21 protein-coding genes are annotated in these 19,033 nt (G+C 64.4%); 12 read left to right on the top strand and 9 right to left on the bottom strand.

What is annotated here, in order from left to right; all coding sequences use genetic code 11:
* Window positions 1–217 precede the first annotated feature (217 nt).
* Window positions 218–1,576, bottom strand: coding sequence for an LLM class flavin-dependent oxidoreductase (locus AC097O_RS04305; protein WP_479591640.1), 1,359 nt, complete (start codon window positions 1,574–1,576; stop codon window positions 218–220).
* A 106-nt stretch (window positions 1,577–1,682) separates the two neighbouring features.
* On the bottom strand, window positions 1,683–2,627 hold the full coding sequence (locus tag AC097O_RS04300; RefSeq protein ID WP_315192423.1) for a CysB family HTH-type transcriptional regulator: 945 nt from the start codon (window positions 2,625–2,627) through the stop codon (window positions 1,683–1,685).
* 204 nt (window positions 2,628–2,831) lie between these two features.
* Here AC097O_RS04300 and AC097O_RS04295 point away from each other — a divergent pair, with 204 nt between their 5' ends.
* Both AC097O_RS04295 and tauD read left to right on the top strand, forming a co-directional pair.
* The gene (locus AC097O_RS04295; protein ID WP_479591639.1) at window positions 2,832–3,788 is read left to right on the top strand and encodes a rhodanese-like domain-containing protein; all 957 of its coding nucleotides are present in this window, start codon (window positions 2,832–2,834) and stop codon (window positions 3,786–3,788) included.
* A 229-nt stretch (window positions 3,789–4,017) separates the two neighbouring features.
* Window positions 4,018–4,845, top strand: a complete 828-nt coding sequence (gene tauD, locus AC097O_RS04290) for a taurine dioxygenase (protein ID WP_479591638.1) — start codon at window positions 4,018–4,020, stop codon at window positions 4,843–4,845.
* Window positions 4,846–4,851: 6 nt separating this feature from the next.
* Here the strand turns inward: tauD and AC097O_RS04285 are convergent, their stop codons facing one another.
* The 4 genes from AC097O_RS04285 to AC097O_RS04270 are packed head-to-tail and all read right to left on the bottom strand — an operon-like array spanning window position 4,852 to window position 7,845.
* On the bottom strand, window positions 4,852–5,577 hold the full coding sequence (locus AC097O_RS04285) for an amino acid ABC transporter ATP-binding protein (protein ID WP_479591637.1): 726 nt from the start codon (window positions 5,575–5,577) through the stop codon (window positions 4,852–4,854).
* Entirely contained in the window at window positions 5,574–6,263 is a 690-nt protein-coding gene (locus AC097O_RS04280) for an amino acid ABC transporter permease (RefSeq protein ID WP_479591636.1), read from the bottom strand. The genes AC097O_RS04285 and AC097O_RS04280 overlap by 4 nt, the downstream gene beginning before the upstream one ends.
* 10 nt (window positions 6,264–6,273) lie before the next feature.
* Window positions 6,274–6,969, bottom strand: a complete 696-nt coding sequence (locus AC097O_RS04275; RefSeq protein WP_479591635.1) for an amino acid ABC transporter permease — start codon at window positions 6,967–6,969, stop codon at window positions 6,274–6,276.
* Between the two features lie 48 nt (window positions 6,970–7,017).
* Complete coding sequence (locus tag AC097O_RS04270) at window positions 7,018–7,845, bottom strand: ABC transporter substrate-binding protein (RefSeq protein WP_479591634.1); 828 nt, start codon at window positions 7,843–7,845, stop codon at window positions 7,018–7,020.
* A 205-nt stretch (window positions 7,846–8,050) separates the two neighbouring features.
* Between AC097O_RS04270 and cysK the strand changes: the two genes are divergently transcribed.
* The 3 genes from cysK to gfa all read left to right on the top strand — a co-directional run bounded on the left by cysK (window position 8,051) and on the right by gfa (window position 10,990).
* Complete coding sequence (cysK, locus tag AC097O_RS04265; RefSeq protein ID WP_479591633.1) at window positions 8,051–9,025, top strand: cysteine synthase A; 975 nt, start codon at window positions 8,051–8,053, stop codon at window positions 9,023–9,025.
* Window positions 9,026–9,261: 236 nt separating this feature from the next.
* Window positions 9,262–10,368, top strand: a complete 1,107-nt coding sequence (locus AC097O_RS04260; RefSeq protein WP_479591615.1) for an S-(hydroxymethyl)glutathione dehydrogenase/class III alcohol dehydrogenase — start codon at window positions 9,262–9,264, stop codon at window positions 10,366–10,368.
* 52 nt (window positions 10,369–10,420) lie between these two features.
* Window positions 10,421–10,990 carry an S-(hydroxymethyl)glutathione synthase gene (gene gfa, locus AC097O_RS04255; RefSeq protein ID WP_479591632.1) on the top strand — a complete coding sequence of 190 codons (570 nt, stop codon included), beginning with the start codon at window positions 10,421–10,423 and terminating at the stop codon, window positions 10,988–10,990.
* Between the two features lie 7 nt (window positions 10,991–10,997).
* Here the strand turns inward: gfa and AC097O_RS04250 are convergent, their stop codons facing one another.
* On the bottom strand, window positions 10,998–11,990 hold the full coding sequence (locus AC097O_RS04250) for a GlxA family transcriptional regulator (protein ID WP_479591631.1): 993 nt from the start codon (window positions 11,988–11,990) through the stop codon (window positions 10,998–11,000).
* A 133-nt stretch (window positions 11,991–12,123) separates the two neighbouring features.
* Between AC097O_RS04250 and AC097O_RS04245 the strand changes: the two genes are divergently transcribed.
* The 5 genes from AC097O_RS04245 (at window position 12,124) to AC097O_RS04225 (ending at window position 16,722) form a co-directional block, all read left to right on the top strand.
* Window positions 12,124–12,597: a rhodanese-like domain-containing protein gene (locus tag AC097O_RS04245; protein WP_479591630.1), complete on the top strand. Its 474-nt coding sequence runs from the start codon at window positions 12,124–12,126 to the stop codon at window positions 12,595–12,597.
* Window positions 12,597–13,523 (top strand): serine O-acetyltransferase EpsC, encoded by a 927-nt coding sequence (epsC, locus tag AC097O_RS04240; RefSeq protein ID WP_479592089.1) that lies wholly within the window; start codon window positions 12,597–12,599, stop codon window positions 13,521–13,523. The genes AC097O_RS04245 and epsC overlap by 1 nt, the downstream gene beginning before the upstream one ends.
* The gene (locus AC097O_RS04235; RefSeq protein WP_315204037.1) at window positions 13,520–13,789 is read left to right on the top strand and encodes a helix-turn-helix transcriptional regulator; all 270 of its coding nucleotides are present in this window, start codon (window positions 13,520–13,522) and stop codon (window positions 13,787–13,789) included. The genes epsC and AC097O_RS04235 overlap by 4 nt, the downstream gene beginning before the upstream one ends.
* 128 nt (window positions 13,790–13,917) lie before the next feature.
* Window positions 13,918–14,841, top strand: coding sequence for a family 2A encapsulin nanocompartment shell protein (locus AC097O_RS04230; RefSeq protein ID WP_479588123.1), 924 nt, complete (start codon window positions 13,918–13,920; stop codon window positions 14,839–14,841).
* A gap of 6 nt (window positions 14,842–14,847) precedes the next feature.
* Window positions 14,848–16,722 carry a family 2A encapsulin nanocompartment cargo protein cysteine desulfurase gene (locus tag AC097O_RS04225; protein WP_479591629.1) on the top strand — a complete coding sequence of 625 codons (1,875 nt, stop codon included), beginning with the start codon at window positions 14,848–14,850 and terminating at the stop codon, window positions 16,720–16,722.
* Between the two features lie 54 nt (window positions 16,723–16,776).
* Here AC097O_RS04225 and AC097O_RS04220 read toward each other — a convergent pair whose 3' ends face one another.
* Both AC097O_RS04220 and AC097O_RS04215 read right to left on the bottom strand, forming a co-directional pair.
* Entirely contained in the window at window positions 16,777–17,154 is a 378-nt protein-coding gene (locus AC097O_RS04220; RefSeq protein WP_479591628.1) for a PIN domain-containing protein, read from the bottom strand.
* A complete protein-coding gene (locus AC097O_RS04215; RefSeq protein ID WP_479591627.1) occupies window positions 17,144–17,440 on the bottom strand; it encodes a hypothetical protein in 297 nt (98 codons plus the stop codon). The genes AC097O_RS04220 and AC097O_RS04215 overlap by 11 nt, the downstream gene beginning before the upstream one ends.
* A gap of 166 nt (window positions 17,441–17,606) precedes the next feature.
* Between AC097O_RS04215 and AC097O_RS04210 the strand changes: the two genes are divergently transcribed.
* Window positions 17,607–18,170 (top strand): RBBP9/YdeN family alpha/beta hydrolase, encoded by a 564-nt coding sequence (locus AC097O_RS04210; RefSeq protein WP_479591626.1) that lies wholly within the window; start codon window positions 17,607–17,609, stop codon window positions 18,168–18,170.
* Window positions 18,171–18,198: 28 nt separating this feature from the next.
* Window positions 18,199–18,798 carry an isochorismatase family protein gene (locus AC097O_RS04205; protein ID WP_367846784.1) on the top strand — a complete coding sequence of 200 codons (600 nt, stop codon included), beginning with the start codon at window positions 18,199–18,201 and terminating at the stop codon, window positions 18,796–18,798.
* Window positions 18,799–19,033 lie beyond the last annotated feature (235 nt).

Genomic DNA, 19,033 nt, shown 5'->3' with positions numbered 1-19,033 from the left:
TTATCCACGACTCGCAGGTCTTTGGCCATTGCAGGCGGGCCCGCCAGAACCATGAAGACACCCATTTACACCCATTCCACACGGCGAGGCAGTCGGCGTGGTGTTGGGTACGAGCCCAGGTGACCCCGTCGCTTGATTGCCTCCGAAAAAAGTTACGTTCGCTACCAAATAAAGAGCTGCTCGCGCCCATTCCATCAGCACAAGCAGCTCTTTTCATTCACAAACTGCAGGCGCTCACTTCCTCCTCGCCGCCCTCGGCCTCTTCCACCTCCACATAGCGGTTCACCGGCACCGGCAAATCCAGGTTGTCGCGCAGCGTGCCCTGGCCGTACTCGGTGCGGTAGATGCCGCGCGCCTGCAGCAGCGGCACCACCAAGGCCACAAAGTCTTTCAGCGAGGTGTTGGGCAGGGCTTCGAAGAAGTTGAAACCGTCGGCACCGCCCAACTCGAACCAGCGCTGGATTTCGTCGGCCACCTGCTCGGCGGTGCCGACGAAGCTGCGCTTGGGGCGTGCGTGCCACAGGGCCACTTCGCGCAGCGTCCAGCCTTTGTCCTTGGCGACCTGCTTGATGCGGTCGCTGGCGCTTTGCTGGCTGTTGCGGCCCAGGTCGCCCAGGTCGGGGAAGGGGGCATCCAGCGGGTAGGCCGAGAAGTCGTGGTCGTTGAAGGGCCGGGCCAGCGCGGCGATGGCGTTCTCGATGGGCACCAGGGCGGCGGATTCTTCGTACTTGCGCTCGGCCTCCTCGGCGGTGCGGCCCACGATGGGGCGGATGCCGGGCAGCAGGTGTACGGCGTCGGGGTTGCGGCCCGCAGCGGCCACGCGGGCTTTGACATCGCGGTAGTAGGCCTGGGCTTCTTCCAGGGTGTCGGCGTGGAAGAAGATGGCATCGGCCTGGGTGGCAGCGAAATGCTTGCCGTCTTCGGAGGCTCCGGCCTGGAAGATCACCGGCTGGCCCTGGCGCGAGCGGCTGATGTTCAGCGGGCCTTCGACTGCAAAGAAGTCGCCCTTGTGGTCCAGCCGGTGCAGCTTGGCGGGGTCGAAGAACACGCCGGTGGCCTTGTCGCGCACCAGCGCGTCGTCTTCCCACGAATCCCACAGGCCTTGCACCACGCCCAGGTGTTCCTTGGCCAGTGCGTAGCGCACGTCGTGGTCGTAGTGGGTGGGCTTGCTGTAGTTGCGGGCGCTGCCGTCCAGCCACGAGGTGACCACGTTCCAGCCCGCGCGGCCGTTGCTGATGTGGTCCAGCGAGGCGAACTGCCGTGCCACGGTGAAGGGCTCGCTGTAGCTGGCGGTGACGGTGGCCACCAGGCCGATGTGCGAGGTCACCGCCGCCAGCGCCGACAAAATCGTCAGCGGCTCGAAGCGGTTCAGGTAATGCGGGCTGGAGCGCGGCGTGATGTGCACGCTGTCGGCCACAAACAAGAAGTCAAACCGGCCCTGCTCAGCCAGTTGCGCCTGCTGGGTGTAGAACTTGAAGTTGACGCTGGCATCGGTGACCGCCTCCGGGTGGCGCCAATCGCCCCAGCCTGCGCCCACCCCGTGCAGCACGAATCCAAATTTGAGTTGTCTGGCCATGGTGGCGCTTTCCGAAAAGTTGAAGAACTTCAACACCTTAGTGGCGTGGACGGGGTGGGGGAAGGAAGGGTTTCAGATATGGATATGCGGGGAAGTGGCACCTCCCTCAAATCACATAATTGATCGCCTCCGCATTCCCCGCCAGCGCCTGCTCCACCGCCCCCCGGTCCAGCGTGGGCGCAAAGGACTCAATGAACGCGTACACATACCCCCGCAGATAGGCCCCGCGCCGCACGGCCAGCTTGGTCATGTTGATGCCGAACAGGTGGCCGGCATCGACGGCGCGCAGGGCCAGGTCGCGTTCGGCCTCGAAGGCGATGGAGGCCACGATGCCCACGCCCATGCCCAGCTCCACATAGGTCTTGATCACGTCGGCATCCATGGCGGCGATGGCGATGTGCGGCACCAGTTGCTGTTGCGCAAAGGCCTGGTCGATGCGGGTGCGGCCGGTGAAACCGTTGTCGTAGGTGATCAGCGGGTAGCGGGCCAGTTGCTCCAGCGTCAGCGGGCCGTCCAGCAGCGCGTGGCCGGGCGGCACGATGACCGAGTGCGTCCAGGGGTAGCAGGGCAGGGCGACCAGTTCGTCGTACTGGGTGAGCGCCTCGGTGGCAATGCCCACGTCGGCCTCGCCAGACAGCAGCATCTCGGCCACGTGCGCGGGCGAGCCCTGGTGCAGGTGCAGGGTGACGTTGGGGAACTGGCTGCGAAACTCCTGCACCGCCATGGGCAGGGCGTAGCGGGCCTGGGAATGGGTGGCGGCAATCGACAGCATGCCGCTTTGTCGCGAGACGAATTCTTCTCCGGCTTTGCGCAGGTTGCTGCTGTCTTGCAGCATGCGCTCGATGATGGGCAGCACATGGCCGCCAGGGTCGGTCAGGCCGGTGAGGCGTTTGCCTGCGCGCACAAACAGCTCGATGCCCAGCTCTTCCTCCAGCTCGCGGATCTGGCGGCTCACGCCGGGCTGGGAGGTGTGCAGCACGTTGGCCACCTCGGTGAGGTTAAAACCGCGCCGCACGGTCTCGCGGACGGAGCGCAATTGCTGGAAATTCATATAAGAGTGCCATATTTAATAACTGAATTTGATTATTTGCCAGATCGTGGTTTACACAAACTAACAAATCGTAGATTCGATATGGCGTAACTGTCTGAGGGGTTGGCGGCGTGGGGTAGCCGCATATGCATAAACGTTTTGCTTCGTTGGCAGCGGCAGGGGGCAGACTTACGCTTGGCTCCATTGATATACCGGATGCCCACCATGCCCCACCTGCCAACCTCCTTTGGTTCCGACATTGCCAGCCAGCGCGCCCAGGCCATCAGCGTGTTTTTGGACACCGTGCGCGGCCTGCTGCCCAACCCCGCGCAGGCCCAGCCCGCGCAGTTGGCTGCGGTGGCCCGGGCGCTGGAACAGTTGGGCCTGCGCCAGGATTTGTTTGTGCCCGCGCACTTTCCGGTGTCGGTCGCCGACCCGGCCCACATCTACCGCCTGGCCGAAGATGCCGATGGCCGCTATGCGCTCTACATCTCGGCCGCGTTGCCGGGCAAGGGCCAGCCGCCGCACGACCACACCACCTGGGCCATCATTGCCGGGGTGCAGGGGAAAGAGCGCAACGTGGTGTATGGCCGCCAGCCCACCGACGACCCGGCGCAGGACCGCCTGGAGCCGCTGCGCACTATCGACGTGGTGCCCGGCACCTCGGTCACGCTGACCCCCGACGAGGTGCATACCATCGTGCTGCTGGACGGCACGCCCGGCCTGCATCTCCACCTCTATGGCCTGGCACTGGACCGGCTGGTGAACCGGGTGGTGTTCGCCGGTACGGATGGCGGCAGCTACCGCACCTTTGCGCCACCCGCGTTGATCCGCCATGCGCGCATTGCGCCCCAGGCTTTGCAAGCTGCGCTGGAGGATGGCCACGACATTGCCGTGCTGGACGTGCGCGAAAAGGCCGAGCGTCTTGTTGGCCACATCCCCTATACCGTGTCCGCATCGCTGGAGCGGTTGGAGCAATGGATTGAGCGCCTGGTACCCAACCGCGGCACGCGCACCGTGCTGGTCGATGCCGACGAGACCCGCGCCCACCTGGCCGCTGCCACATTGGTGCGCCTGGGTTGGTTGAACGTGTCGGTGCTGACCGGCGGCACCGATGCCTGGTTTGCGGCAGGTTTTGCACTGGTGGGCGGCAGCCAGCAGGTGGAGGCGCTGGCTAGCTGATGCTATGTTAAAAGGAGCTGCTTGCGCTGAATTAATAAGCGCGGGAGGCACTTTTCATTTAAATTTTTGTAGAGGGCAACTGTGGGAACTTAGGCTGGTGGCTTGCATGCGGGCCACCAGCCATTTTTTTGCCTGCAGCAATATCCGCATAAGCACATGTGGAACGCGTCGTTGGCAACGCTCGCCTGGGCCGCTACCGTGGTGGTTTCGTTTTCTGCAAAGTGAATCCATGCAAGTGCAAGCCCTCGGCCCCACCATTGGTGCGCTGGTGTCCGATATCGACCTGACCCTCCCCTTGAACGACCCCCAGCGCGACGCGCTGCTGGCGGCGCTGCTCCAGCACCACGTGCTGTTCTTTGAAAACCAACCGCTCACCGCACCCCAGCACCGCGACCTGGCGGCCTGTTTTGGCAGTCTGCACATTCACCCCATCTACCCGCAGCACGCCGAGGCCCGCGAGATCATCCTGCTGGACACCGACCTGGACAACCCGCCCGACAACGACAACTGGCACACCGATGTGACCTTCATCGACACCCCGCCCATGGGGGCTTTGTTGTCGGCCCGGCATTTGCCCCCATCCGGCGGCGACACGCTGTGGGCCAGCGGCATTGCGGCCTACGAGGCTTTGTCGGAGCCGTTTCGGCGCTTCATCGACCCGCTGCACGCCGAGCACGACTTTGCCCAGTCGTTCCCGGCCTGGCGCTATGCCCGCACACCCGACGAGCGGCAGCGCTGGGAGGCCGCCTGTGCCAAGAACCCGCCGGTGGTGCACCCGGCGGTGCGCACCCACTCTGTCAGCGGGCGGCGCGGCCTGTTCGTGAACGAGGGCTTTACCAGCCGCATCGTCGAGCTGGAGAAGAAGGAGAGCGATGCGGTGATGGCCTTTTTGCGTGTCCACATCGCCAAGCCCGAGTTCACCGTGCGCTGGCGCTGGAAGCAGTTTGACCTGGCCTTCTGGGACAACCGGCTGACCCAGCACTACGCCACGGTGGACTACCTGCCGCACCGCCGCGTGATGCACCGGGCGACCATCGTGGGCGACAAGCCGTTTTAAGAAACTCTACTGCCGGATGTCGGCCAGAAACTGCTGCGCCCGTGGGTGCTGCGGTTGGCTGAAAAAGTCCTGCGGCGTGGCCCGCTCCAGCACCCGGCCCTGGTCCATGAACAGCACGCGGTCGGCCACCTCGCGGGCAAAGCCCATTTCGTGGGTCACACACACCATGGTCATGCCGTCCTGGGCCAGAGAGCGCATCACCTGCAGCACCTCGCCCACCATCTCGGGGTCGAGCGCGCTGGTGGGTTCGTCGAACAGCATCAGCGGCGGGCGCATGGCCAGGGCCCGCGCAATCGCCACGCGCTGCTGCTGGCCGCCCGATAGCGCGGCTGGAAAGGCATCGGCCTTGTGCGCCAGGCCTACGCGCTCCAGCAGGTTCAAGGCTTCTTCGCGCGCCACGGCCGGGCGCAGGCCGCGCAGGCGCAGCGGGGCCAGGGTGCAGTTTTGCAGCGCGGTGAGGTGCGGGAACAGGTTGAACTGCTGGAACACAAAGCCGATGCCCGAGCGCAACTGGTTTACGTCTACGCCCCGGCGGTAGATGTTCTGGCCGCCCAGCTGGATGCTGCCGGACTGGATGGATTCCAGCCGGTTCAGCGTGCGGATCAGGGTGGACTTGCCCGAGCCGGACGGCCCGCAGACCACCACCACCTCCCCGCGCGCGATGGTCTCGCTCACGTCCACCAGGGCGTGGTAGTCGCCGTACCATTTGTTGACGTTGTGCAGCTGGATCATGCGGAAACTCTCACGGTGTGGGTGCGTTGCTCCAGCCAGTAGGCGCATCGCGACAGGCCAAAGCACAAAACAAAATAGGCCAGCGCCAGCAGGGTGTAGACGGCGGTGCTCTGGGTGAACACCTGCATGTTGATCTGCGCGGCGATGAAGGACACCTCGGTCAGCCCGATGATGTAGCCCAGCGAGGTGGCCTTGATGGTGGCCACAAACTGGTTCACCAGCGAGGGCAGCATGTGGCGCAAGCCTTGCGGCAGCACCACCAGGCGCATGGTGGCCAGATAGCCAAAACCCAGCGAGCGGGCTGCTTCCACCTGGCCCTTGGGAATGCCCTGGATGCCTGCGCGCACGATCTCGGCTAGGTACACGCTGTCAAACACCACCAGGGCCATCAGCATGGTGCTGAACTGGTCGGTCTTGTGGCCGGTGAGGCTGGGCAGAAAGAAGTAGGCCCAGAAGATCACCATCAGCAGCGGCACACCGCGCACGATGTACACCCCGGCAGTGACCGGCCAGCGGATGGCGCGCCAGGGGCTGACCCGTGCCAGGCCCAGAGCTATGCCCAGCGGCAGCGACAACAGCAGCGCCAGCGCGGCCAGCAGCACCGTCAGCGCCAGCCCGCCCAGGGGGCCGTTCGGGTACTGCCCGACCAGAAAATAGACCCAGTAGGTCTGGATAAGCTCCCACATGCTGGTGGCCCTAAACGGTGCGCACCGGGTAGCGGTGGTGGTACCACGCGCCCAGTCCGGTAATGGCCAGCGACACCAGCAGGTAGGCGCTGGTGGCAAAGGCAAACGCTTCGGCGCTGCGGAAGGTGGCCGACTCGACCTTGGCCGCCTGGTACATCATCTCGGCCACGCCGATGACGGTGGCCACGCTGGTGTCCTTCCACAGGTTCAGGGTTTGCGACAGCAGTGGCGGGATGGTCACGCGCAGCGCCTGCGGCAGCACCACCAGCCGCATGGTGGCCAGAAAGCCAAAGCCCAGCGCACGGCTCGCCTCGGTTTGCACCGTGGGTATGGCGCGGATGCCACTGCGGATGTCTTCGGCCATGTAGGCTGCCGTGTACAGCGTGAGCGCCACCACGGCGCTGATGGCTTCGATATTGCGGGCGTACAGCCATTCCTTCAGGGCATCGGGCAGCAGCTCGGGCGCACCGAAGTACCAGAACAACAGGTGCGCCAGCAGCGGCACATTGCGGATACTTTCCACATACAGCCAGCCCAGGCCACGCAGCAGCCTTAGCGGCGACAGGCGCAGCAAGGCAATGGCCGCGCCCAGCGGCAGCGCCAGCACCAGGGTGGTAGCCGCCAGTTGCAAGGACAGCACAATGCCGCTGACCAGCCAGTCGTGGTACTGCCCGGCGCGCAGCAGGTTCAGATCAAAATTCAACATGGAAATAGGCACAGGCCGCAGTGCGGCCTGTTGTGGGTACCAAAGGGTTTAGATCTGGTCGCTGTCGATTTTGAAGGTGCGCTTGTCGAACTGCAGCTTGGTCTCAGGCCCGTACCATTTGACGAACAGCTTGTTGGCATCGCCCGAGCTTTCCAGGTCGCGCAGAACGCCGTCCACCAGGGTCTTCAGACCTTTCTCGCCCTTCTTCAGGCCCAGCGCCAGCGGCTCCACGCTGATGCTTTGCGACAGGATGGCGTAGTCTTTCTTGGCCGCGCCCAGCTTGGCGTGGTCGTTGACCAGCGAGGCCTCGTCGTTCACATAGCCCACGCCTTTGCCCTGTTGCAGCGCCAGAAAGGCCTGCTGGGTGGTCTCGAAGGTCACCACGTCCACGCCGGGGACGGCTTTGCGGATGTTGGGCTCTTGCGTGCCGCCCTTGACGGTGAGCACCTTCTTGCCGCTGAGCGCGGGCAGGTCGGTGATGCCGCTGCTGGTCTTGACCAGCACCTTCTGGCCGGTGACAAAGGTGGTTAGCGAGAAATCGATCTGCGCTTCACGCTCCTTGTTGTGCGTGAGCGAGGCGGCCAGGATGTCCACCCGGCCTTGCTGTAGCTCTGGGATGCGGGCGGCCACGGCCAGTTGCTTGAACACCGGCTTCACGCCCAGTTTCTTGGCGATGGCGTTGCCGATGTCCACCTCGTAGCCCACGATCTCGCGCGTTTTAGGGTCTACGAAACTGTTGGGTTCGTCCGTGCCGAGTACGCCAATCACGATCTCGCCTTTCTTCTTGATGTCGTCCACCTGGTCGGCCCAGGCGGCGTGGGCAAACAAGGATGTGGCGAGCGTGGCGGCCAAAACAACGGAGGGGCGAATGTGCATGGTGTGGATTTCCTGTAAGTGGTGAGGAGCCCGAATGTAGAGAGCTAAATCGCCGCCGTGAACGAAGCATTTGGGATATGCAAGCGAGGAAATCGCATAACCGGACCACAGACGATTTGCTTGTTTACAACTGATTTTTAAGTCGTTGGTGCGCGCCTGCTTTCGCCCTAGAGTGGCCGTTTTTATCCATCTAGAAAGCACTGCCATGTCCTCGATTTATGCCGACAACTCCCTGTCGATTGGCCGCACGCCGCTGGTGCGCCTGAACCGCATCACCGACGGAGCCGCAGCCACCGTGCTGGCCAAGATCGAGGGGCGCAACCCGGCGTATTCGGTGAAATGCCGCATCGGCGCAGCGCTGATCTGGGACGCGGAAAAGCGCGGTCTGCTCGGCCCCGGCAAGGAAATCATCGAGCCCACCAGCGGCAACACCGGCATCGCGCTGGCCTTTGTGGCGGCGTCCAAGGGCATCCCCATCACCCTGACCATGCCCGAGACCATGAGCATCGAGCGGCGCAAGATCCTGCTGGCCTATGGTGCCAAGCTGGTCCTCACCGAAGGTGCCAAGGGCATGAAAGGGGCCATCGCCAAAGCCGAGGAAATCGCGGCCAGCGACCCCAAGTACGTGCTGCTGCAGCAGTTCAAGAACCCGGCCAATCCGGCCATCCACGCCACCACCACCGGCCCGGAAATTTGGCAGGACACCGATGGCCAGATTGACATTCTGGTCTCCGGCGTAGGCACCGGCGGCACCATCACTGGCGTGTCGCGTTACATCAAGCAGATCCAGGGCAAAGCCATTATTTCGGTGGCGGTAGAGCCCACGGCCAGCCCGGTGCTGACGCAAAAGCGCGCGGGCGAAGAAATCAAACCCGGGCCGCACAAGATCCAGGGCATAGGCGCAGGCTTTGTGCCCGATGTGCTGGATTTGTCGCTGGTGGATGCCATCGAGCAGGTCAGCGTTGATGAAGCCGTGGAATACGCCCGCCGCCTGGCCCGTGATGAAGGCATTCTGGCGGGGATCTCTTGCGGCGCGGCGGTAGCGGCGGCGGTGCGCTGGGCGAAAAAGCCCGAGAGCGCGGGCAAGACGATTGTGGTCATCCTGCCGGATTCGGGCGAACGCTACCTGAGCTCGGTGCTGTTTGAAGGCGTGTTCGACGCTGCAGGTGTTGCGGCCTGAGATGTATAAAAAATCGGGCTCTAGCGCTTATTCCATTGGCGCTACCAGCTACTAAAAATGTAGCGTAGGTAAAAACACAGGCAACGGTTCATTTCGGCCAACTTGCGCCCTGGGGCGGCCAAGTGGGCCAGGGCCTGCCCGCTTGTGCCGAAACGCGGGGCGATGCAGCATTACATTCGCGGCGAAGGCAGCACCGGCTGCCAGCCCCGAAACCTGTGCATTGCAAGAGATACCCCATGAAAACCAAAGCCGCCGTCGCCTGGAAAGCAGGCTCCCCCCTGACCATCGAAACCGTGGACCTGGACGGCCCCAAATTCGGTGAAGTGCTGGTCGAGATCAAAGCCACCGGCATCTGCCACACCGACTACTACACCTTGAGCGGTGCCGACCCCGAAGGCATCTTCCCCGCCATCCTGGGCCACGAAGGCGCAGGCATTGTGGTGGACGTAGGCCCCGGTGTGACCACGCTCCAAAAGGGCGACCACGTCATCCCCCTGTACACCCCCGAATGCCGCCAGTGCAAGTTCTGCCTGAGCCGCAAGACCAACCTGTGCCAACTCATCCGCGGCACCCAGGGCAAAGGCCTGATGCCCGATGCCACCAGCCGCTTCAGCCTGGACGGCAAACCCATCTTCCACTACATGGGCACCTCCACCTTCAGCAACTACACCGTGGCCCCAGAAATCTCGCTGGCCAAGATCCGCAAGGACGCACCGTTTGACAAGGTTTGCTACATCGGCTGCGGTGTCACCACCGGCATTGGCGCCGTGCTGTTCACCGCCAAGGTCGAAGCCGGTGCCAACGTGGTCGTCTTCGGCCTGGGCGGTATCGGCCTGAACGTCATCCAGGGGGCCAAGATGGTGGGCGCCGACAAGATCATCGGGGTGGATATCAACCCCGAGCGCCAAGCCATGGCGCGCCAGTTCGGCATGACCCACTTCATCAACCCCAAGGAAGTGCCGAATGTTGTCGATGCCATCGTGCAACTCACCGACGGCGGGGCCGACTACAGCTTCGAGTGCATAGGCAACACCCAGGTGATGCGCCAGGCGCTGGAATGCACCCACAAGGGCTGGGGCCGCAGCATCATCATCGGCGTGGCCGAAGCCGGGGCAGAAATCAGCACCCGGCCTTTCCAACTGGTCACGGGTCGCAAATGGGAAGGCTCGGCCTTTGGTGGCGCGCGTGGGCGCACCGATGTGCCCAAGATCGTGGACTGGTACATGGAGGGCAAGATCAGCATCGACCCGCTGATCACCCACACCATGCCGTTGGAGGACATCAACAAGGGGTTTGACTTGATGAAGAGTGGTGAGTCGATTCGGGGTGTGGTGCTGTTCTAACTTCCAGAATCGGTGCGCGGCCGTTCCGCGTGAACTTCCAGGAGACAACAACATGAGCCTCTTAGCTTTGCACCCGGCCATCGGCCAAAGCAAACAGCCCGGCGCAGCGGGTTTCAGCGGCGGCACGCTGACCTGCCATTGCAGCCACGACCCGGTGGTGGTCCGGGTGGAGTCCCAGGTGGCGCACAACCATGCCTGTGGCTGCAGCAAGTGCTGGAAGCCCGCGAACGCGCTGTTCTCCATCGTGGGCGTGGTCCCGCGTGACAAGGTGCACGTCACATCGCGCCCGGAAAAACTGCACGTGGTGGATGCCAGCGCCACCATCCAGCGCCATGCCTGCAAGGCCTGCGGCGTGCACCTGTTTGGCCGCATCGAGAACAAGGACCATGCGTTTTACGGGCTGGACTTCATCCACACCGAGCTGTCCAAAGAGACCGGATGGACCGGGCCGGAGTTTGCGGCCTTTGTGTCGTCCATCATCGAAACCGGCACCCCGCCCGAGCAGATGGCGGACATCCGCAAGGAGCTGCACGGGGTAGGGCTGGAAACCTACGATTGCCTGTCGCCCACGCTGATGGACGTGCTGGCCACGCAAGTCGCCAAGCTGCGCAAGGCGGCTTAAAAGAGCTTTAAGGCCGGGCCCCGCCAAAGCGTTCGCGGTACGCCTGCGGCCCCACGCCCAGGCGTTTGAGGAACAGCTTGCGCAGCGGTTGCTCGGACGCAAAACCGACGCGCCCGGCGATGGACTTCAGCGGCAGGTCGCCTTCTTCCAGCAGGCGGCGGCCCGCTTCCAGCCGGGCAGATTCGATGAACTGCAGCGGGCTGCTGCCCACCTCTTTGGCGAACACGCGGCGAAAGTTGCGCTCGCTCATGGCTGCCCGGTCGGCCAGCAGGGCCACGTCCAGCGGCAGTGACAGGTTGGACAGCACCCAGTCCTGGATGGCGCGGATGCCGGGGTGGCTGGTGCTCTGGCTGCTCAGGTGCACGCTGAACTGCGACTGCCCTCCCGGGCGCTTGAGGTAGACCACCAGGTCGCGCGCGACCTGCAGCGCCAGGCCGCGGCCAAAGTCTTCTTCCACCAGGGCCAGCGCCAGGTCAATCCCGGCGGTGACCCCGGCCGATGTCCACAACCGGCCCGAGCGCAGGTAGATCGCGTCGGCCTGTACCTGCACCTTGGGAAACTTCTCGCGCAGCAGGGCGGCCACGCTCCAGTGGGTGGTGGCGGGCAGGCCGTCCAGCACGCCCGCAGCCGCCAGAAAAAAGCTGCCCGAGCACAGGGCCACCAGGCGCTCGATACGCGGTGCCACGGCCACCGCCCAGTCCACGATGGCCGGGTGGGCCGCCAGCGCCACCTCGATCTGCCGCGCCCCCACGATGATGGCCGTGTGCGGCAGGTCGTCCGCCTGCAGTGCCTGCGCCTGCAGCAGCATGTGGGTGTCGGAGGCCACCGGGCCCGCCGCCACCGACACGATGTGCACCGCATAGCCCGTGGGGCGGCCCTCCTGCACCAGGTGCAGGTTGGCGTACTCGAACACGCTCATCGCGCCGATGGCCTCGATGGCCTTGAACCCGGGGTAGACCACCATGTCTACGCGGCGGCTCCCTGTGCTGATTTTTTCCATGCTGGATTGTCCTACGGATGTTTTCGTTGTTTAGAACTGATTTCTTAGTCGTTTGAGATTGGCGGCAGGGCTTCTACAGTGGCTTCCAACAACCCCGCACGCAGGTGTGCGGGGCCAAACCACAGGAGTTGCCATGTCTAGCGCTATCGCTGAATTGATCAGCCTGCCCCCCGAACTCGAGTCTGCCCGCGCGGTCGCTCTGTCTACCAATTTGCCTTACGCGGGCGGTGTCAGCCCGGCAGTGGCCTGGCGTTTGTTTGAAGCTGGTGCGGCCCAGTTGGTGGACGTGCGCACGGCGGAAGAGCGCAAGTTTGTCGGCCACGTGCCCGGCAGCGCCCACGTGGCCTGGGCCACCGGCACCAGCCTGACGCGCAACCCGCGCTTCGCCCGCGAGCTGGAGGCCAAGGTCGGCGGCAAGGAGGCGGTGGTCCTGCTGCTGTGCCGCAGCGGCAAGCGCTCGGCCCTGGCGGCCGAAGCCGCAGCCAAGGCGGGCCTGACGCGCGTCTTCAACGTGCTCGAAGGCTTTGAAGGCGAGATCGACGGCCAGCAGCACCGCGGTGGCGACGACGGCTGGCGCTTCCACAATCTGCCGTGGGTGCAAGACTGATGGCCGCGCCGGTTTTTGACATCGGCCACGTGGTGCAGGCCCTGCACGGCGTGCGCAGCGAATGGCGCGCGGCGCAGGGGCGCTCCAGCGAGCCGGGCGGGCGTGAGTTTCCGTCGCGCAATGCGCTGGCGGGCATTGTGGATTCGCTCAAGGGCGTGCTGTTTCCCATGCGCCTGGGCCCGGTGGACCTGCGCCAGGAAAGCGAAGATTTCTATGTGGGCTACACCCTGGACGCGGCCCTGCACGGCCTGCTGGCCCAGGTGCGGCTGGAGCTGCGCCTGGTGGAGGACGTGCCGGTCGGCACGCAGCCGACCCAGGTGGTGCAGCAGTTTGCCCAGGCCTTGCCCGGCATCCGCCGCCTGCTCGACAGCGACGTGCTGGCCGCCTTCCATGGCGATCCGGCGGCCCGCAGTGTGGACGAGGTGCTGCTGTGCTACCCCGGCATCCTGGCCATGCTGCACCACCGCCTGGCCCACCAGTTGTACCGCCAGGGCCTGCCGCTGCTGGCACGCATCGTGGCCGAGCTGGCGCACAGCGCCACCGGCATCGACATCCACCCCGGTGCCAGCATCGGCCCGGGCTTCTTCATCGACCACGGCACCGGCGTGGTGATCGGCGAGACGGCGCGCATCGGTGCGCGGGTGCGGATCTACCAGAACGTTACGCTGGGGGCCAAGCGCTTCAGCACCGATGCCCAGGGCCACCTGGAAAAGGGCCAGCCGCGCCACCCCATCGTGGAAGACGAGGTGGTCATCTACGCCGGGGCCACCGTGCTGGGCCGGGTGACGCTGGGGCAGGGTGCCAGCATCGGCGGCAATGTGTGGCTGACCCACGACGTGGCACCCGGTGCCCATGTGACACAGGCCAGCTCGCGGCAGGAACCCCGCCCCGCCGCATCCGCACCGTTGGAACCTGTGACTGCATGAGTGCGATTGTGGAGAGCCTGGGTGTGGTGGTGCGCCAGTTGCGCGAAGCCCAGGGCTGGTCACAGGAGCAACTGGCCGAGCACTCCGACCTGAACCGCTCGTACGTGGGTGAAATTGAGCGCGGGCGGGCCATTGCGTCCATCGTCACCGCCGACAAGCTGGCCCGCGCGCTGGGGGTTTCGCTGTCGGTGCTGCTGGCGCATTGCGACCAGATTGCCCAGCGCCGCACCGCCCAACGCATCCATTTGGCGGCTATAGCATGTTGAAAGATGCCTCCAGGCACCAGACACTGCAGGCCGTTCTGACATCTTGAACGCGGCGTGCCCGGCCCCACCGGCTGCGCGCCGCCCCCCACCCCCGTTTTCTTTTCTTTTTCAATCCAAGGGAGTTTTCCATGAGCAGCCAAATCACCACCCTCGGCGACAGCGCCGCGCGCCAGTTAGCCAACGCGACCAAGACCGCGCCCCAGCTGGAAACCATTTCGCCCCGCTGGCTCACGCATTTGCTGCAGTGGGTGCCAGTGGAAGCCGGTATCTACCGCCTGAACAAGGTGAAGAACCCCGAGTCCATCAAGGTTACCTGCACCGCCCGCCAGACCGAGAACCAGCTGCCCCGCACTTTTGTGGACTACGAAGAGCAGCCACGCGAGTTCTTCCTGAACGCGGTCAGCACCATCCTCGACGTGCACACCCGCATCTCTGACCTCTACAGCAGCCCGCACGACCAGATCAAAGAGCAATTGCGCCTGACCATCGAGACCATCAAGGAAAACCAGGAAAGCGAGCTGATCAACAACCCCGACTACGGCCTGCTGTCGCAAGTGACGGACGCACAGCGCATCTTCCCCCTGACCGGCGCGCCCACGCCCGACGACCTGGACGAGCTGCTGACCAAGGTCTGGAAAGAGCCCGCTTTCTTCCTGGCGCACCCGCTGGCCATTGCCGCCTTTGGACGCGAAGCCACCCGCCGTGGCACGCCACCGCCCACCGTGAGCCTGTTTGGTTCGCAGTTCATCACCTGGCGCGGTGTGCCGCTGATTCCTTCGGACAAAGTGCCGGTGGCCGACGGCAAGAGCAAGATCTTGCTGCTGCGCGTGGGCGACAAGCGCCAGGGTGTCGTTGGTTTGTTCCAGCCCGGTCTGCCCGGCGAGCAAGCGCCCGGCCTGTCGGTACGCTTCATGGCCATCAACGACCAGGCGATTGCCTCGTACCTGATCTCGCTGTACTGCTCGCTGGCCGTGTTGACCACCGACGCGCTGGCCGTGCTGGACGACGTGGAAATCGGCAAGTACCACGACTACGCCGATACCTACAAGTAAACCGACATGGCGAACATTCCACAACCCAACTTGCCAGCGGGCTTGCCCGACCCGGCGGCGTTGGCGGCCATGGCCAGCGCGCTGTTCCAGGCTCTTCCTGGTTCAGCTGGGCAGGCAGCGCCGGGGGCACAGTTCCCGGCCAACATCGCACCACCGGGCTCGCCGCTGTCCAGCTCTGCGGGCTTCGGCCCCAGCGTGCCGGGTACGCCGATTCCGCAGGGCCAGATTCCGGGCACCAACCTGCTGCCGTCGTCGCCCAGCCAGGTGCTGAACCTGGGCAACCGCGCACCCGCGCTGCTGCCCCATGCCCAGGCCGGTAACGGCGTGCCCGATACGGCGGTCAGCGCTGTGCCGGGCTACGACCCGCGCGTGGGTGGTGTGCTGCAAGGCGTGCCGGAAGCGTCTGGTTCACCGTTTTACTTTGTGGCCGAAAAGCTGGGTCCACCGCAGGGTGCGCCGTCCAGTCTGGATGCCCTGAGCAGCCAGCCGTTCCAGCCGCCCGCCGTGCCCACGGCCAGCGCCCCCAAGGCCCCACCGGTGCCGCAAAACACGCCCGCGTTCTACTTTGTGGATGCGGTCACGCTGCCGAACGGTTACGTCACGCCAGCCACGCCCCGCGCACGCGAAGTACCGGCTTACCAGGGCGGTGCCCATCCCGCGTTCGACGTGCACGCCGTGCGCCGTGACTTCCCCATCCTGCAGGAGCGGGTGAAGGGCAAGCAGCTGGTGTGGTTCGACAACGCCGCCACCACGCACAAGCCCCAGTCGGTGATCGACCGCATCGCCTATTTCTACGCGCACGAGAACTCCAACATCCACCGCGCCGCCCATGACCTGGCCGCCCGCGCCACCGATGCTTTTGAGGCCGCTCGGGAGCGGGTGAAGAAGTTCATCAACGCGCCGGACGTGAACGAAGTGATCTTTGTGCGCGGCACCACCGAAGCCATCAACCTGGTGGCCCAAAGCTGGGGCGGCCAGCACGTGGGCGAGGGCGATGAAATCATCGTCTCTAACCTGGAGCACCACGCCAACATCGTGCCCTGGCAGCAACTCGCCGCCGCCAAAGGTGCCAAGCTGCGCGTGATCCCGGTGGACGACAGTGGCCAGGTGCTGCTGGACGAATACCGCAAGCTGCTCAATGACCGGACCAAGATCGTGGCCGTGACGCAGGTTTCCAACGCCCTGGGTACCGTGGTGCCGGTGAAGGAGATCGTAGAACTGGCCCACCGTGCCGGTGCCAAGGCGTTGGTGGATGGCGCGCAATCCATCTCGCACATGCGGGTGGACGTGCAGGACATCGGGACCGATTTCTTCGTTTTCTCCGGTCACAAGGTCTTTGGCCCCACCGGTATCGGCGTGGTCTGGGGCAAGCGCGAGGTGCTGGAAGACATGCCTCCGTGGCAAGGCGGCGGCAACATGATTGCCGATGTGACCTTCGAGAAAACCGTGTTCCAGCCCATCCCGAACAAGTTCGAGGCGGGCACCGGCAACATCGCCGACGCGGTAGGCCTGGGCGCGGCCATCGACTACGTGAACAAGGTGGGCATCGAGAACATCGCCCGCTACGAACACGAGCTGGTGGCTTACGGCATGCAGGCGCTAGGAGCCATCCCCGGTGTGCGCCTGATCGGTACCGCCCACGACAAGGCCAGCGTCATGTCTTTCGTGCTGGCAGGCTACAGCACCGAAGAAGTCGGCAAGGCGCTGAACGAGGAGGGCATTGCGGTGCGCACCGGCCACCACTGCGCCCAACCCATCCTGCGCCGCATGGGCGTGGAAACCACCGTGCGCCCCTCGCTGGCGTTCTACAACACCTTCGCCGAAATCGACCTGATGGTGGCGGTGGTGAAGCGTCTGGCTTCCGCACGACGCAACGGGTAGTGCTATGGATAGAAGAGCTGCTTGTGCTTATTTGATAAGCGCAGGCGGCTCTTTTTATACTGAAAATTTCTCGTGTTGGAGTTGCGGCAGATGCGCAAAATGTTTGGCGTTGCAGGTCAGCAGCGTCAGTCCGTGCTCGATGGCCGTGGCTGCGATCAAAGCATCGCCGAGTTGCAGGCCATGCGAGAGGGCGAAGCCATCAATCAGACCCATGGCAGTATCTGAAATGGTGGGTGTCAGCGCCAGCACCTCGGCGTGGGCCATGGCAAGACCTTTTTTGAAGGTCAGCAGTTCTTGCTTGTTGCGGCAGCCCTGGGCCATCTCGATATAAGTCACTACCGACAAACGCCAAGGCTGTATCCGCGACAAACGCAGCGCCGCACCTTCGTGCCCACGGCCCATCCAGATCAGCACATCGGTATCAATCAGCATCGCCAGGCACCCGGCGTGTGCCATCAGGCTGGAAGCGGGTGGCCCGCAGCGCACGCACATGGGTCGCCACGTCGGCCAGGCCGTCGTGGTCGCGCCACATGCCGAACAAGGGGTTGGAAGTCATGGCCGACAGGGCGCTGGCATCGGTGGCAACAGGGTGCACAGGCTCTTCTTCGATTCGCACCGTTACCTGCATCAGGCGGTCCAAAGGTGCCCCAGACAGCTTGGCGCGCCATGCAGGGGGCAGATCGCTCAGGGGGACGTGTTCAAAAACGACTTCGTTCATAAAGTCCTCCGAGGAATGTCTTCGCCAATAGTAAGGCGAAATGTTCAAACCATGGCGAGGGCATGGAAAAACCATCCTTTAGACCTTTTGGTTCTGAGCTCATGCGCATATGCAAACCACGATTCGGTTGTTTGTTTCTGGGCTCATCTTGCCCACAATCCGGGCCATGACAACGCCCCGCATCCTCATCGTCCCCGGCTGGCGCAACTCGGGTCCCGGCCATTGGCAAAGCCTGTGGGCCGAGCAGTTTGCCGGGGTGGAGCGGGTGGACCAGGACGACTGGATCACCCCGTCCCGCGCCGCCTGGACCCGCTCCATCAGCCACGCCATCCTGGAGCGCCCCGGCCCGGTGGTGGTGGTGGCGCACAGCCTGGGCTGCATCGCCACAGCCCATTTGCCGCCCGAGGCGGTGGAGCGCATCCAGGGCGCGTTGCTGGTGGCTCCGGCCGACCCGGAGCGCCGGGCCGTGCTGAGTGACTTTGCGCCCGTTCCTTACGCCCGGCTGCCGTACCGCAGCGTGCTCGTAGCCAGCAGCAACGACCCGTATTGCCCGGTGCGGCTGGCCGGGGCCTACGCGCGCGCCTGGGGCAGCGAGCTGGTGCGCATGCCGGATGCAGGGCACATCAATATCGCCTCGGGCCACGGCGACTGGCCGCTGGGGCTGGCGCTGCTGGCCTCGCTGACCGGGCGGGCTTTGGAGCCCAAGGAGGCGCTGGCAACTGCGGTTTAATTGGGGGCTGCCATTCCTTAGGAACCCCATGTTGCTCGATGCCTCCGAATCCCAGCTGGTGCTGGTCGATTACCAAACCCGCCTGCTGCCCGCCATTTTTGACAACGCGGCGGTCGTCGCCAACGCCCTGCGGCTGGCACAGGCCGCCGACTTGCTGGATGTGCCCGCCTGGGGCACGGAGCAAAACCCGTCCAAGCTGGGCGAGAACCCGCCCGAACTGCGTGCCCTGTGCCGCAACACGCTGAGCAAGATGCAGTTCAGCGGCGTGGAAGAGGGCCTGGGCGAATGGCTGCGCCCGCCCGCCAAGCCGGTGCAGGGCAACGCCCGCAGCCTGCCCAAGCACCTGCAAAAGTCCAGCGCCGGGGAAGAGCGCAACACCATCGTCATCGCAGGCTGCGAGGCCCACATCTGCCTGCTGCAAACCGCGCTGGATTTGCTGGAAGACGAGTTCGAGGTCTGGGTGGTCACCGATGCCTGCAGCTCGCGCACCGAGCGCAACCGCGACGCAGCGTTTGACCGGCTGGCCGGTGCCGGTGCCGAACTGGTGACCACCGAAATGGTGCTGTTCGAGTGGCTGCGCACTGCCGAGCACGCCGATTTCAAGGCCATCCAGGCCTTGGTCAAGTGATTAGGACTTACGCGGCGCCCCTGTATCGCCCTTCGGGCTTACAGGGGGAACTTGCGTAAGTCCTGGTGATGTTTCACCCGCACCACACGCAAATTTAAATAAAAAATGCCGCTTGTGCTTATTCCACCGGCACAAGCAGCTATCAAAAGCAGAGCATTCACCTGTTCTTTGCCTGTAACCCTGCGGTTACTGTGTGCATTGGGGTGATAATCCGCACCGAACTAGGCCCTTCCTG

The sequence above is a fragment of the Rhodoferax sp. LS1P39 genome (assembly GCF_056521425.1).
This window is presented reverse-complemented; position numbering and strand designations above follow the sequence as displayed.

Excerpts from the sequence above, each read along its gene's own strand:
- gfa (WP_479591632.1), top strand. The coding sequence starts at position 10,421 with ATGAGCCTCTTAGCTTTGCACCCGGCCATCGGCCAAAGCAAACAGCCC.
- AC097O_RS04215 (WP_479591627.1), bottom strand. The coding sequence starts at position 17,440 with ATGAACGAAGTCGTTTTTGAACACGTCCCCCTGAGCGATCTGCCCCCT.
- AC097O_RS04275 (WP_479591635.1), bottom strand. The coding sequence starts at position 6,969 with ATGTTGAATTTTGATCTGAACCTGCTGCGCGCCGGGCAGTACCACGAC.
- AC097O_RS04205 (WP_367846784.1), top strand. The coding sequence starts at position 18,199 with ATGTTGCTCGATGCCTCCGAATCCCAGCTGGTGCTGGTCGATTACCAA.
- AC097O_RS04300 (WP_315192423.1), bottom strand. The coding sequence starts at position 2,627 with ATGAATTTCCAGCAATTGCGCTCCGTCCGCGAGACCGTGCGGCGCGGT.
- AC097O_RS04280 (WP_479591636.1), bottom strand. The coding sequence starts at position 6,263 with ATGTGGGAGCTTATCCAGACCTACTGGGTCTATTTTCTGGTCGGGCAG.
- AC097O_RS04270 (WP_479591634.1), bottom strand. The coding sequence starts at position 7,845 with ATGCACATTCGCCCCTCCGTTGTTTTGGCCGCCACGCTCGCCACATCC.
- AC097O_RS04250 (WP_479591631.1), bottom strand. The coding sequence starts at position 11,990 with ATGGAAAAAATCAGCACAGGGAGCCGCCGCGTAGACATGGTGGTCTAC.
- tauD (WP_479591638.1), top strand. The coding sequence starts at position 4,018 with ATGCAAGTGCAAGCCCTCGGCCCCACCATTGGTGCGCTGGTGTCCGAT.
- epsC (WP_479592089.1), top strand. The coding sequence starts at position 12,597 with ATGGCCGCGCCGGTTTTTGACATCGGCCACGTGGTGCAGGCCCTGCAC.
- AC097O_RS04305 (WP_479591640.1), bottom strand. The coding sequence starts at position 1,576 with ATGGCCAGACAACTCAAATTTGGATTCGTGCTGCACGGGGTGGGCGCA.
- AC097O_RS04235 (WP_315204037.1), top strand. The coding sequence starts at position 13,520 with ATGAGTGCGATTGTGGAGAGCCTGGGTGTGGTGGTGCGCCAGTTGCGC.
- AC097O_RS04245 (WP_479591630.1), top strand. The coding sequence starts at position 12,124 with ATGTCTAGCGCTATCGCTGAATTGATCAGCCTGCCCCCCGAACTCGAG.
- AC097O_RS04295 (WP_479591639.1), top strand. The coding sequence starts at position 2,832 with ATGCCCCACCTGCCAACCTCCTTTGGTTCCGACATTGCCAGCCAGCGC.
- AC097O_RS04210 (WP_479591626.1), top strand. The coding sequence starts at position 17,607 with ATGACAACGCCCCGCATCCTCATCGTCCCCGGCTGGCGCAACTCGGGT.
- AC097O_RS04230 (WP_479588123.1), top strand. The coding sequence starts at position 13,918 with ATGAGCAGCCAAATCACCACCCTCGGCGACAGCGCCGCGCGCCAGTTA.
- AC097O_RS04220 (WP_479591628.1), bottom strand. The coding sequence starts at position 17,154 with ATGCTGATTGATACCGATGTGCTGATCTGGATGGGCCGTGGGCACGAA.
- cysK (WP_479591633.1), top strand. The coding sequence starts at position 8,051 with ATGTCCTCGATTTATGCCGACAACTCCCTGTCGATTGGCCGCACGCCG.
- AC097O_RS04285 (WP_479591637.1), bottom strand. The coding sequence starts at position 5,577 with ATGATCCAGCTGCACAACGTCAACAAATGGTACGGCGACTACCACGCC.
- AC097O_RS04260 (WP_479591615.1), top strand. The coding sequence starts at position 9,262 with ATGAAAACCAAAGCCGCCGTCGCCTGGAAAGCAGGCTCCCCCCTGACC.
- AC097O_RS04225 (WP_479591629.1), top strand. The coding sequence starts at position 14,848 with ATGGCGAACATTCCACAACCCAACTTGCCAGCGGGCTTGCCCGACCCG.